Source organism: Coprobacter sp., from assembly GCF_982436375.1.
Genome location: NZ_CEWDCG010000078.1, coordinates 1 through 12,779 on the forward strand (window position 1 = coordinate 1; position 12,779 = coordinate 12,779).

A 12,779-nucleotide genomic window follows, 5' to 3' on the forward strand; every position below is an offset into this window, starting at 1 on the left:
TATTCCACATTTCAAAAGCTTTTATCGCCTCATTCCGCAACAAAGTCTCAGAAGGAAGCTCACGGTCTGCAGGTTTTAATTCAAGCTCATCATAAATAAACGAATCATCAAATCCTATATCCTTAGCATCGGTTTTCGTATTAGCATAATACATTTTATCGAGTCGAGCCCAATAAATCGCACCCAGACACATAGGACAAGGTTCGCACGACGTGTATATTTCACAGCCGCTCAAATTGAACCGTCCCAATTTCCCGGCAGCTTCACGTATTGCACTCACCTCAGCATGAGCGGTAGGATCGTTGGATGCCGTTACTCGATTTACTCCTCTTGCAATAATTTTTCCGTCTTTCACAATCACTGCACCGAAAGGACCTCCTCCATTTTTCACATTCTCAATAGAAAGCGCTATCGCTTCCCGCATAAAATCATCTTTTGTCGCCATATTATGATCTTTGTTATTTTGTTTACAACCTGATAAAAAAAGCCCGCAGATCACAAGCAGTGAACAAAGGGCTTTCACAAATATAGTGTTTCTTTTCATGGCAATATATTATTTAACGTAATTTAGAAGCAGGTTAAGAGCCTGCAGAAAACACCTTAACTGTTTTCCAACGAATCGTTTATACTTCCGATGTAATCGAGTAATTCCGTTCTTCCCTGCTTTTTCTCTGAAGAGGTATAAAATACCGGGGGAAGTTCTTCCCAATCTTCAAGCAAACGATTCTTATAAGCCTCGACATTTTCCTTAAAGCGCACAGGCCCTAATTTATCGGCTTTGGTAAACACTATGCAAAAAGGTATTTCGTTCTCTCCGAGCCATTCTAAAAACTCGACATCGATTTTCTGCGGTTCATGTCGGCAGTCTATCAGAACAAACAGACAAGTCATCTCATAACGGTTCAGGATATAGCTCTCTATAATGCTGCGTATTTTTTCTCGCCCTTCTTTACCGCGTTGTGCATATCCGTATCCCGGAAGATCGACCAAATACCAAGCATCATTGATCAGGAAATGATTGATAAGCTGCGTTTTACCGGGCATAGAGGAAGTCATCGCCAGCCCTTTTTTATTGGTAAGCATGTTGATCAACGACGATTTCCCTACATTAGAACGACCGATAAAGGCATATTCCGGTAAATTTCCCGAAGGACACTTCGTTACATCTGTATTACTTATTATAAAACGTGCACTTTTTATCTCCATAATCATTTTAGTTAATCGACAGTTATTATGACAAATATAAGGATTATCTGCCGATAATCTTGCCCGAATCTAAAAAAAAGGCTATTTTTGAATTACTAAACCTATTACTTTACATGGAAAATTATGATTCTATGAACGATATATCTGTAGAGACCGCATTACAAGACCTGCGATATTTACAACTGCTTTCAAAACAGTTCCCGACCATATCGGACGCATGTACCGAGATCATCAATCTGGAAGCGATTTTGAATTTACCCAAAGGGACTGAGCATTTCTTGACAGACATACACGGAGAATATGAAGCTTTCCAACATGTTCTGAAAAACGCATCTGGCACAGTACGTCGTAAAGTCAACGAGATTTTCGGTCAAACTCTTCGGGAGAGCGAAAAAAAAGAGTTATGTACACTCATTTATTATCCCGATCATAAGTTGGAACTGATTAAATCCCATGAACCGGATATGGGAGACTGGTACAAAATCACGCTTCACCAACTGATCAGAGTATGTCAAAATGTTTCTTCGAAATATACTCGATCAAAGGTAAGAAAAGCTCTCCCTGCAGAATTTTCCTATATCTTACAGGAACTGCTACACGAATCGCAGATAGACCCGAACAAACAAGCTTATGTGAACGGTATCATCTCGTCTATCATATCGACAGGGCGAGCTGATTGTTTTATCATCGCCATGTGCAACCTCATACAACGACTCACGATAGACACATTGCATATCGTAGGCGACATATATGACCGAGGACCGGGGGCTCATATTATCATGGATACATTATGTAATTATCACAATTTCGATATACAATGGGGCAACCACGATATATTATGGATGGGGGCTGCATCGGGTAACATGTGCTGTATCGCCAACGTGATAAGAATGGCAATGCGTTATGGGAATCTGACTACGATCGAAGACGGGTATGGAATAAATCTACTGCCACTGGCGACATTCGCCATAGAACGTTATAAAGATGATCCTTGCTCGCTTTTCATGCCCAAAGTAGGAACGGATAACGTACATAGCGAAAAGACCCAAAAACTGATTGCTCAAATGCACAAGGCAATCACAATCATACAGTTTAAACTGGAGGCTCAGCTTATCAAGGCTCATCCCGAATATAATATGGATAACCGACTATTGCTCGATAAGATCGATTATAAGCGGGGAAAGCTGATTCTGAATGGAAAAGAATATTCTTTAACAGACTCTTATTTCCCGACTATCGATCCTAAAGATCCCTATAATCTCACCGATGAAGAGCAAGATTTGATACGTCGATTACGCTACTCTTTTGTCAACAGCGAAAAACTGAGAAAACACATGCGATGCCTGTTTTCTTACGGAAGCATATATCTGGTACGCAACTCTAATCTGCTGTATCATGCCTCTATACCGTTGAATGCCGATGGATCTTTTAAAGAGATAACGATACGAGACAAAAAATATAAGGGAAAAGCATTACTCGACCGAATAGATCAGATAATACGAATCGCCTATTTTGATGAAGAGGGTTCTGAAGAGAAAAAATTTGCACGAGATTATATGTGGTATCTCTGGTGCGGAGAAGATGCACCTCCATTCGACAAAGACAAAATGGCGACGTTCGAACGCTACTTTACCGATGATAAAGAGCTTTGGAAAGAGAAAAAGGGATATTATTACACATTAAGAAATGAAGAGCGTGTCTGCGACATGATACTGAAAGAATTTGGAATAAATAATATTCATTCCCATATTATCAACGGACATGTTCCGGTAAAAACGATCAAAGGAGAAAAACCGGTAAAAGCCGGTGGAAAGCTTCTGGTAATCGACGGTGGATTTTCAAAAGCGTACCAACCGGAAACCGGAATCGCAGGCTATACGTTGATTTTTCACTCACGAGGATTACAACTGACACAACACGAGCCTTTTCAGTCGGCACAAAAAGCAATAGAAGAAGGTATCGATATTATTTCGACCAGTTTTATCCTCGAACTCAATTCGCAACGAATGATGGTACGCGACACCGATATAGGAAAAGAGCTCGAGACTCAGATAAAAGATTTGAAAAAATTATTGATCGCTTACCGTAACGGCTTTATTAAAGAAAAATCTTAATTTCGTAACAGAAATATTTTTTAATATCGAATCTCTTTTAAGACTGTTTTCACTTCGGTCATCACAAAAACAGTATTATTCATAGAGAATCAGACAAACACAAAAAACAATATTCAGATGAATCGACCTTACTCTTCCGCATTACTTGAAAATGCGGTAAATGAGTTTGCCAAACTACCGGGTATCGGAAAAAAAACTGCTTTGCGGTTAGTATTACACCTGCTCCGGCAGGAGGAGTTTTCCGTAGAAAATTTCGGAAATGCCATTATAAAACTTCGTAAAGAGATAAAATATTGTCACGTATGTCATAATATTTCCGACTCGGATACTTGCTCATTATGCTCCGACCCCAACCGGGACGATTCTATCATTTGTGTCGTAGAAAACATTAAAGAAGTGATGGTAATTGAAAATACCCATCAATTCAAAGGACGGTATCACGTTTTAGGCGGCGTCATCTCTCCCATGGACGGGATTGGTCCTTCTGATTTGGAAATAGACAGCCTGGTAAAACGGGTATCGGAAGGAGGGATACAGGAAATTATTCTTGCCCTTAGCGCTACGATGGAAGGAGACACGACCAATTTTTATATTTTCAGAAAACTCGCTCCTTACAATATAAAAATTTCCATTTTAGCACGAGGGGTATCGGTTGGTGACGAACTGGAATATACCGATGAGATTACTCTCGGCAGATCTATTATTAACAGAATGCCGTTCAATGAGACATTCAAACCATAAAAAAACGGAATATAAATATACGAAATACCGTCAATAGATCGTTTATATATATTGAATTTATCGCTAAATTAAGGTCCATGAAATTAACATTCTTAGTTCCACCTGTATTAGATCATAATAAACCTGCTGAACGAACTGCGGGGTGCACCCGTATCGTGTATGCAGCACCAAACATATATGAATTGACCGTTGTCGCAGTATTAGAACAAGAAGGATATACTCCGATATATAGAGACTTCGTCTATTACAAAACCTCACGAAAAAAATTCGAAAAGTTCCTTAAAGAAGATGACAGCGATATTTATTATATCTGGACTGTAAATCTGTCAATAGAGAACGATTTAATCGCATTATCCCTAATCCGGAAATATCGGCCGAACGCATTTGTCGTATTTATGGGTCCAGGACCTACTTATTTTACAGATCGCTTTTTTACAGATGAAAAAGTAGTTATCGTCAGAGGAGAACCGGAAGTCATTGTAAAAGAATGGACAAATGCTTTACGAGATGGAACAGACTGGAAACTGACCGAAGGTATCTCATACCTGAAAAACGGGAAAATCATACACAACAAATTCCATTTGTTATTAAAAGACTTAGATTCTCTTCCTTTTCCTGCACGCCATCATATTGCAGATCGGGATTATCACAATCCCAAATTAAAAATATCGCCTTATACGACAGCAATCACTTCACGAAACTGTCCTTATCAGTGCATTTACTGCGTACCGAGTTCGTTAACTTTCGCTCGGGAAATAGAGAATCGCCGGGAGTTTAAAAAGAAGCCGTTTATCTCTTTTCGCTCAATAGAGAGTATTGAAAAAGAGATGAAGATATTGCACGAACAAGGATATACTGCCATCGGCTTCATGGACGACAACTTCATTTGGAATGAAGAAAGAACACTGGCAATCTGTAATATTATGCGTAAATACGGCTTTTCATGGGGATGTCAAGCCCGCGTTGATGCGATTACCGACACAATAGCCCGAGCCTTAGGTATGTCGGGCTGCAAATATGTCGATTTAGGCGTAGAATCATTTAACGATGATATTCTCAAATTCATTAAAAAAGGAATTACACAAAAACAGATATATGACGCAATCGGGTATCTGAAAAAATATAATGTTCCGGTCAAGCTGAATATTCTAATCGGGACAAGCCCGTTAGAAACCAAAGAAACTCTTAAGGATACTTTACGGCGAGCAAAAAAACTGAAAGTCGATCAGATTATGTTCAACATCGTATCTCCTTTTCCCGGTACGGAATTTTATGCTATGGCAAAAGAAAACGGATGGATTAAGGGTGGAGAATATGTTCCTACCGATGTTCAACGAGAGTCAATATTAAATTATCCTCATCTTTCATCTCACGAAATGGAAAGGATATTATTCCGAAGCAATTTGAAATATTTCTTTTCATATTATTTTATTTCGACACAACTCAGACGCTTTACTTCAGTCAAAGAATTTTCGTACGCTTTAAGAGCCTTAAAAATAAAATTATTCGGATAATAGTCTTTATGCGGTTATCAATCATCCTCATATCTTGGAATTCTCTGGTACATCTTAAAGAGTGCCTTGCATCTCTTTCATATACACTGCAGAAAGAAGATATCGAGATCATCTGGGTAGATAACGGATCAACAGACGGCGCATCACGATATGTTAAGGAAAACTATCCTCAAATACAGACAGTCACACTTCCCTGTAACCGAGGTGTAGCATATGCCCGTAACCGGGGAATAGAAAAAGCATCGGGCAAATATATTCTGCTCCTCGATGATGACACTATCGCTAACGAGAACGCTATATACGGCATGATTGCTTACATGGACTTTCATCCCGAAACAGGAATCTGCGGTTGCAAGCTGACAAATACACAAAAAGAAACTCAAAAAAGCGATAAGGAATATCCGGGACTCGGTATAAAATTCAAAAATATTTTCTACACTTTTATACGAAGAAAAAATAAAGAGATTTTTCATACAGTTGAATATGAGCCGGAATATTTAATCGGAGCTTGTCAAATGATCCGTCGTGAAGTACTTGATTTGACAGGTCTTTTGGATGAAAATATTTTTTACGGTCCGGAAGATGCAGATTTTTGTATACGAGTACGGAATAATGGCTTCAAAATCGTCTATCTACCCCAATTTTCAATTATCCATCATTGGAAACGGGTAACCAACCGAAAAATTTTTTCAAAATTGGCATGCCGACATATTCAGGCACTCCTCTATTTCTACAAAAAACATCACCGTTATCTTTAAACTGTAAAAAGTATGTCATACCTATCCGGAACAAATATCTATTTACGAGCTATCGAACCCGAAGATCTCGACATTTTATATCAATGGGAAAACGACTCTTCTCTATGGGTTCATGGATGTACATTAGCTCCATTCTCAAAATTCACTCTTCGTGAATATATTCAAAACAGTTGTTACGATATTTATCAGACCCGACAACTACGAATGATGATTACTTTAAAAAAAACGAACGAAACAATCGGAATGGTAGATTTGTTCGAGATCGACCCACATCACGAAAGAGGAGCGGTAGGTATTCTTATAGCGCCGGATCATCAAAGGAAAGGTTTCGGCAATGAAGCTTTGCAACTAATGTGTTCATACGCTTTCGGTTTTTTGCATCTGCACCAACTTTATGCCCACATCCTTCAAGAAAATAAAAACAGTTTGAAACTCTTTTCTGAAAACGGATTCATATCTTGCGGACTTTTTAAAGAATGGGTAAAAACTGAAAACGGATATAAAAACGTAGTTGTCATGCAACGGATCAATTGAGAATAGGCAAACGAGGATATTTGAGCCATGATTTATAATCTTCTCCTAAATCTACGACAGCTTTACGCCAACTCTGTTCCCCATCACCGCAAATACAAAATAAAGGCGATACTTTTTCGGATACGATCCAAAAAATATTGGCAATCTCATCTATTAATTGCCCGGCCTCCCAACCGCTATACCCTAAAAAGAATTTTATATGCCCCTCTACGGTATTTCCACTTCTTATATAAGACAATACCACATCTATATCACCTCCGATATATAATCCTTCAGCTATCTCTATCGATCCGGGTATTAATCGCCCCAATGTATGTATATAAAACAAATGATCGCTCTCCATAGGCCCTCCGCAAAAGACAGGAATCTCCGGAACATTTTCCAAACCGTCGATTACGGTATTCAACATCAGATTGGAAGACTTGTTAAGAACCAGCCCCATACTTCCGATCGTCGGATCATGATCGACCAACAAAACAACCGACCGTTGGAAATATACCTCATTCAGGCATGGTTCTGAAACCAATAAACAACCGGTATAGGGGTCTTTCAAACTACGGTTCACCTGAAATATTTCCGTTCCTAATCTCATTCGTATTACCAATTAATAATCTAAAGTAAAAAAACTATTCGACAAATCCAAATACTTCTGAAACAAATATTTTCAAATCAGTCATTCCAATCTTCAAAACAAGAAAGAATCAAACAATAAAAATAACAAAAAACACAACTGAGAGCCCTTGGAGGGACTGATTGTTCTTGTGGATTTCTCTAAAACTTTATTCGAATAAAATTAGACCGGCTATTAAAATCCGATTCTCATTAAAGTTTAAATTTTATAATTATTTACACACCGACCAAAGTTTATTTATCTTAAAAATAATCAGTTATAAATCAAAATCTCATACAAATCAGAAATTAATTTTATAATTTTGTGAATATGATTTTCTTTATTTATTTTTTATATGCACAAAAGATGACAAATTGCTAATATTTATTGTCATAAAATAGTATTATCGCTAAAAATACAATGCTTTATTCAAGTACATTTTTAGTTAAAACAAGATTTTAAGAAGAGAAGATCAATTTAATAAGTATTGATGATTTTTTATAATTCATCGGGCATCACATAGGATTTAAAAGTTTGTTTTTATGAAGATAGAAAAATTTTCAGGAACCGATCCCCAGTTATATAAGCTTGTCGCCCCTTTGGTTATGAGTCCGGGAATCTTGAGACAGAACAACAATTATCCTTTTAAAACTTCAATACACCACATTTGGTTTGTCACGACCGAAAACAATACTGTTCAAGGATTCATTCCAGTCGAAATCAAAGCACACAACGTCACAATAGACAACTATTATATTTCGGGAGATAATGCAAAATTGCTTTCCCAAATGATAGACAAAGTTGTAACCACTTTCGGAGAAGATTATCCGATATATTCCGTTACACATACCCGACACGTAAATATATTTCAGGAGAAAGGTTTTTCTCCAGTCAAAGAATGGAAACTTTATGTAAAAATGGAATGGAAAGGAGATGAAAACAACCCGAAAGAATGTATATGATATGACCCAAGACCGCCTGGAAAAGATCTTTTCCGGATTTGATAATGTCTATGTCTCTTTCTCCGGCGGGAAAGATAGCGGAGTATTATTGAATCTCTGCATCGATTACATTCGGAAACATAAGCTCGATCGGAAACTGACGGTTTTCCATATGGACTATGAAGTACAATATCAAGAAACAATAGAGTACGTAGAACGAGTATTCAAATCTAATGCGGACATTCTGAATGTTTACCGGGTCTGCGTACCGTTCAAAGTTATAACCTGCACCTCTATGTACCAACAATTCTGGCGACCGTGGGACGATGCATGCCAAGACATCTGGGTACGTGAGATGCCTGAAGGTTGTTACCGAAAAGAAGATTTTCCATTTTACACAGAAGACATGTGGGATTATGAGTTCCAATACAAATTCGCCCACTGGTTGCACATCCAAAAAAAAGCGCAACGTACTTGCTGTCTTGTCGGAATACGGACTCAAGAAAGCTATAACCGTTGGCGAACAATATACAGCTCAAAAAATTATCAGAAATATAAAGGTCTGAAATGGACAAGACGGTGTGGAGAATACATCTACAATGCATATCCGATTTATGATTGGCAGACAACAGATGTATGGACTGCAAACGGAAAATTCAAATGGGACTATAACCATCTCTATGATTTGTATTACCAAGCCGGCGTCTCTTTGGAGAAACAACGTGTAGCCAGTCCTTTTCTTTCTCAAGCAATCGGGAGCTTAAAATTATACCGAGCCATCGATCCTGACATGTGGGGACGTATGATAAACCGAGTAAACGGAGTCGGATTTGCGGGGATATATGGCGGTACAACGGCTTTAGGATGGCAGTCTATAAAATTGCCTAAGAATATGACATGGGCAGATTATATGAAATTTTTACTAAGTACACTTCCCGAAGAAACAAGAAACAACTATCTTGAAAAACTATCGGTGAGCGTGGCTTTTTGGAAAAATAAAGGCGGCTGTCTTGCTAATGAAACAATAAAGAAGTTGGAAGATGCCGGTATCTCGATCACTGTCGGAGAAAAAAGCAACTATAAAACTTCGAAGAAACCTGTGAGAATGGATTATCTCGATGACATCGATATTCCTGAATTTAAAGAAATCCCGACTTTTAAACGAATTTGCATTTGCATTTTGAAAAACGACCATTGTTGCAAATACATGGGATTCTCCCCTAATAAACACGAAAAAGAATTAAGGGAAAGTGTCATGAAAAAATACCAATCCTTATTTTAATTATGGAAAAATATCAAAGCCCCGTATATAAAGTTTTGTCCGTTCCGATCGAAAAGATCGTAGCCAATAGCTACAATCCGAATATCGTCGCTCCTCCGGAAATGAAACTTCTGGAGATTTCAATCTGGGAAGATGGATATACGATGCCCTGTGTATGTTATTATATCCCCGAACAGGACATTTATGAACTGGTAGATGGATATCACCGATATCAGGTAATGAAAACCTCGAAACGGATTTATGAACGAGAAGAAGGAAAATTACCGGTTGTTGTAATAGAAAAAGATCTATCTAACCGAATGGCTTCTACAATACGCCATAACCGAGCAAGAGGAACTCACAATATTGAGCTAATGAGTAATATTGTATCGGAACTTGTAAAGGCCGGTATGTCAGATAGTTGGATACAAAAAAACATAGGAATGGACAAAGATGAGTTACTGCGTTTAAAGCAAATTTCGGGATTGGCAGAACTATTCGCCGATAAAGAATTCAGTCTGGCAAAAGATTAAAAATAGCTAACCATTTAATCATCAAGATTTTAGTCAGATAAAAAAAATACAAAAACGGCTATCCGTAAATACGGATAGCCGTTTTTTGGACTGAAGCAATTCCTTACTTTCTGATGCCAAGCTCTTTAATAATGGCACGATACCGTTCGATATCGACTTTTACTAAATAGTCAAGTAAACGACGACGTTTACCAACCAACATTCTAAGAGCTCTTTCAGTACTATAATCTTTGTGATTTGACTTTAAATGTTCAGTCAAATGAGCAATACGGTATGAAAATAATGCTATCTGCGCTTCAGGTGAGCCAGTATCAGTATTAGACTTTCCGTATTTCTCAAAGATTTCTCTTTTTTTCTCAGAAGTTAAATACATTTTTCTGCGATTTTGTTGTTAATAAATTCTTTGAGGGGGCAAAGGTATAAATTCATTTTTGATTTACCATACTTTTGTAAGCTTTTTTAAATATACGAACGCTTTTTATTCTGAAAAGATTCTGGTATCTCCCATTTTAGTTTTGTTTAACTCTTTGCCGCAGATTCTTCCATAATTCCCTCAAAATTCAGATAGGCTCTAAAAACATGAAAAAATTTTTTTACGAAAAGGATCAGAATATTAAATATTAATGACAAAGGAAGAAAACTTAAATTAAAGAGAAACATCATAAAAATTTTTGTCGTACCTTTGCGCCACTCAAAATAGATTATATGCAAAAAATCAGAAACATTGCTATCATTGCACATGTTGACCACGGGAAAACAACTCTGGTCGACAAAATGCTTTTGGCCGGACAACTATTTCGCGAGAATCAAAACTCCGGCGAGTTAATACTCGACAATAACGATCTGGAACGTGAACGAGGAATTACAATCCTTTCCAAGAACGTATCAATACGATATAAAGATTATAAGATAAATATTATAGATACTCCGGGACATGCCGATTTCGGGGGAGAAGTCGAACGGGTATTGAATATGGCCGACGGCTGTCTATTGCTCGTAGATGCTTTTGAAGGCCCGATGCCTCAAACCCGCTTCGTATTGCAGAAAGCAATACAAATGGGTTTGAAACCTATCGTAGTAATCAATAAGGTAGATAAACCGAACTGCCGTCCCGATGAAGTGCAGGAAATGGTATTCGACCTGATGTTCAGTCTCGATGCTACAGAGGAACAGCTCGATTTCCCGACAATTTACGGATCTGCAAAACAAAATTGGATGTCAACTGATTGGAAAAACCGGACAGAAGACATCACTCCCTTATTAGATGCCATTATCGAGAATATTCCCGAACCAGCTTATTTAGAAGGAACACCCCAACTCCTGATAACATCTTTAGACTACTCGTCCTATGTAGGTCGTATTGCCATAGGACGCGTGCACCGAGGAGAGCTACACGAAGGACAAGATGTTGCTTTATGCAAGAAAGACGGCTCTATTTCAAAGCAACGAATTAAGGAATTACATATTTTCGAAGGATTGGGACGTACCAAAGTTCAAACTGCCCAATCAGGTGAAATTTGTGCACTGATCGGTATCGAAGGTTTCGAGATCGGAGATACGATCGCTGACATTCAAAATCCGGAACCATTGAAACGAATCGCCATCGACGAACCGACCATGTCGATGACATTTACCAATAACGACTCTCCGTTCTTCGGTAAAGACGGCAAATTCGTTACATCCAGACATATTGCCGAACGACTTGAAAAAGAACTGGACAGGAATCTTGCTTTACGTGTAGAAAAAGCTCCTGAGGATGGAGTATGGACTGTATATGGACGTGGAGTTCTCCATTTATCTATTTTAATCGAAACCATGCGTCGTGAAGGTTACGAACTGCAGGTAGGTCAACCCCAAGTAATCATCCGCGAAATCAACGGTGTAAAATGTGAACCGGTAGAACAATTAACCGTTAACGTACCTGAAGAATATTCCAGCAAGATTATCGATATGGTAACACGCCGCAAAGGAGATCTTCTAAGCATGGATAATCAAGGAGACCGCATACACATGGAATTTTCAATTCCGTCTCGTGGTATCATCGGCCTTCGGAATAATGTGTTGACCGCTTCGGCCGGTGAAGCGATCATGGCTCATCGTTTTCTCGAATATCAACCATGGAAAGGCGATATTGACCGCCGTACAAACGGATCGCTGATTGCTATGGAATCAGGAACTGCTTATGCTTACGCAATAGATAAACTGCAAGATCGAGGCAAATTCTTCATCTTTCCGCAAGAAGAAGTATATGCAGGGCAGGTTGTGGGTGAAAATGCCAAAGAGGGCGATATCGTAGTGAATGTAACCAAATCGAAAAAACTCACCAATATGCGTGCTTCAGGAGCTGATGATAAAGCAAAAATTATTCCTCCTGTCGTATTTAGCCTCGAAGAAGCTCTCGAATACATTAAAGAAGATGAATATGTAGAGGTTACTCCGCATCATATTCGTCTCCGAAAAATTATTTTGGATGAGACGGAACGTAAACGAAGCAATAAATAACATATTTAATAAAAGGGGGCGACCCAAAAGATTTTTTTAGAGTTCGGTCTCTTTTTCTTTTATAG

General features: G+C 38.3%; 13 protein-coding genes. 9 read left to right on the forward strand and 4 right to left on the reverse strand.

The genetic code is table 11. The annotated features are described in order from the left end of the window. Both AC1WHX_RS06075 and yihA read right to left on the reverse strand, forming a co-directional pair. The coding region (locus AC1WHX_RS06075; RefSeq protein WP_481228998.1) for a nucleoside deaminase at positions 1-424 on the reverse strand (424 nt) is incomplete at its 3' end. Positions 425-600: 176 nt separating this feature from the next. Next, positions 601-1,206: a ribosome biogenesis GTP-binding protein YihA/YsxC gene (yihA, locus tag AC1WHX_RS06080; RefSeq protein ID WP_009318712.1), complete on the reverse strand. Its 606-nt coding sequence runs from the start codon at positions 1,204-1,206 to the stop codon at positions 601-603. 131 nt (positions 1,207-1,337) lie between these two features. On the opposite strand from yihA, the gene AC1WHX_RS06085 reads away from it, so the two are divergent. The 5 genes from AC1WHX_RS06085 (at position 1,338) to AC1WHX_RS06105 (ending at position 6,867) form a co-directional block, all read left to right on the forward strand. After that, positions 1,338-3,320, forward strand: a complete 1,983-nt coding sequence (locus tag AC1WHX_RS06085) for a fructose-bisphosphatase class III (protein WP_039928426.1) — start codon at positions 1,338-1,340, stop codon at positions 3,318-3,320. Positions 3,321-3,437: 117 nt separating this feature from the next. Further along, on the forward strand, positions 3,438-4,061 hold the full coding sequence (gene recR / locus AC1WHX_RS06090) for a recombination mediator RecR (protein ID WP_270214035.1): 624 nt from the start codon (positions 3,438-3,440) through the stop codon (positions 4,059-4,061). Between the two features lie 77 nt (positions 4,062-4,138). Beyond that, the gene (locus AC1WHX_RS06095; RefSeq protein ID WP_122337916.1) at positions 4,139-5,575 is read left to right on the forward strand and encodes a B12-binding domain-containing radical SAM protein; all 1,437 of its coding nucleotides are present in this window, start codon (positions 4,139-4,141) and stop codon (positions 5,573-5,575) included. 8 nt (positions 5,576-5,583) lie between these two features. Next, positions 5,584-6,333 carry a glycosyltransferase family 2 protein gene (locus AC1WHX_RS06100; RefSeq protein WP_122337915.1) on the forward strand — a complete coding sequence of 250 codons (750 nt, stop codon included), beginning with the start codon at positions 5,584-5,586 and terminating at the stop codon, positions 6,331-6,333. A 12-nt stretch (positions 6,334-6,345) separates the two neighbouring features. Beyond that, positions 6,346-6,867 carry a GNAT family N-acetyltransferase gene (locus AC1WHX_RS06105; RefSeq protein ID WP_022600502.1) on the forward strand — a complete coding sequence of 174 codons (522 nt, stop codon included), beginning with the start codon at positions 6,346-6,348 and terminating at the stop codon, positions 6,865-6,867. Here the strand turns inward: AC1WHX_RS06105 and AC1WHX_RS06110 are convergent. Then, a complete protein-coding gene (locus AC1WHX_RS06110) occupies positions 6,860-7,459 on the reverse strand; it encodes a YqgE/AlgH family protein (RefSeq protein ID WP_278585101.1) in 600 nt (199 codons plus the stop codon). The two genes, AC1WHX_RS06105 and AC1WHX_RS06110, sit on opposite strands and share 8 nt — an antisense overlap. A 560-nt stretch (positions 7,460-8,019) precedes the next feature. On the opposite strand from AC1WHX_RS06110, the gene AC1WHX_RS06115 reads away from it, so the two are divergent. From AC1WHX_RS06115 to AC1WHX_RS06125, 3 genes are read left to right on the forward strand one after another with little or no spacing between them, the layout of a single operon-like run. Next, complete coding sequence (locus tag AC1WHX_RS06115; protein WP_022390319.1) at positions 8,020-8,439, forward strand: hypothetical protein; 420 nt, start codon at positions 8,020-8,022, stop codon at positions 8,437-8,439. Continuing rightward, positions 8,411-9,700 (forward strand): DUF3440 domain-containing protein, encoded by a 1,290-nt coding sequence (locus tag AC1WHX_RS06120; protein ID WP_302544839.1) that lies wholly within the window; start codon positions 8,411-8,413, stop codon positions 9,698-9,700. The genes AC1WHX_RS06115 and AC1WHX_RS06120 overlap by 29 nt, the downstream gene beginning before the upstream one ends. 2 nt (positions 9,701-9,702) lie before the next feature. Continuing rightward, complete coding sequence (locus AC1WHX_RS06125) at positions 9,703-10,212, forward strand: IbrB-like domain-containing protein (RefSeq protein ID WP_302544840.1); 510 nt, start codon at positions 9,703-9,705, stop codon at positions 10,210-10,212. A gap of 103 nt (positions 10,213-10,315) precedes the next feature. Here the strand turns inward: AC1WHX_RS06125 and rpsO are convergent, their stop codons facing one another. Then, positions 10,316-10,585 (reverse strand): 30S ribosomal protein S15, encoded by a 270-nt coding sequence (gene rpsO / locus AC1WHX_RS06130; protein WP_009318702.1) that lies wholly within the window; start codon positions 10,583-10,585, stop codon positions 10,316-10,318. 332 nt (positions 10,586-10,917) lie between these two features. On the opposite strand from rpsO, the gene typA reads away from it, so the two are divergent. Next, complete coding sequence (gene typA, locus AC1WHX_RS06135; protein ID WP_302544841.1) at positions 10,918-12,714, forward strand: translational GTPase TypA; 1,797 nt, start codon at positions 10,918-10,920, stop codon at positions 12,712-12,714. The last annotated feature ends 65 nt before the right edge of the window (positions 12,715-12,779 follow it).

What these genes read in the sequence shown, in the direction of transcription:
- yihA (WP_009318712.1), bottom strand. Translation starts at nt 1,206, where the DNA reads ATGGAGATAAAAAGTGCACGTTTTATAATAAGTAATACAGATGTAACG.
- AC1WHX_RS06085 (WP_039928426.1), top strand. Translation starts at nt 1,338, where the DNA reads ATGAACGATATATCTGTAGAGACCGCATTACAAGACCTGCGATATTTA.
- recR (WP_270214035.1), top strand. Translation starts at nt 3,438, where the DNA reads ATGAATCGACCTTACTCTTCCGCATTACTTGAAAATGCGGTAAATGAG.
- AC1WHX_RS06095 (WP_122337916.1), top strand. Translation starts at nt 4,139, where the DNA reads ATGAAATTAACATTCTTAGTTCCACCTGTATTAGATCATAATAAACCT.
- AC1WHX_RS06100 (WP_122337915.1), top strand. Translation starts at nt 5,584, where the DNA reads ATGCGGTTATCAATCATCCTCATATCTTGGAATTCTCTGGTACATCTT.
- AC1WHX_RS06105 (WP_022600502.1), top strand. Translation starts at nt 6,346, where the DNA reads ATGTCATACCTATCCGGAACAAATATCTATTTACGAGCTATCGAACCC.
- AC1WHX_RS06110 (WP_278585101.1), bottom strand. Translation starts at nt 7,459, where the DNA reads ATGAGATTAGGAACGGAAATATTTCAGGTGAACCGTAGTTTGAAAGAC.
- AC1WHX_RS06115 (WP_022390319.1), top strand. Translation starts at nt 8,020, where the DNA reads ATGAAGATAGAAAAATTTTCAGGAACCGATCCCCAGTTATATAAGCTT.
- AC1WHX_RS06120 (WP_302544839.1), top strand. Translation starts at nt 8,411, where the DNA reads ATGAAAACAACCCGAAAGAATGTATATGATATGACCCAAGACCGCCTG.
- AC1WHX_RS06125 (WP_302544840.1), top strand. Translation starts at nt 9,703, where the DNA reads ATGGAAAAATATCAAAGCCCCGTATATAAAGTTTTGTCCGTTCCGATC.
- rpsO (WP_009318702.1), bottom strand. Translation starts at nt 10,585, where the DNA reads ATGTATTTAACTTCTGAGAAAAAAAGAGAAATCTTTGAGAAATACGGA.
- typA (WP_302544841.1), top strand. Translation starts at nt 10,918, where the DNA reads ATGCAAAAAATCAGAAACATTGCTATCATTGCACATGTTGACCACGGG.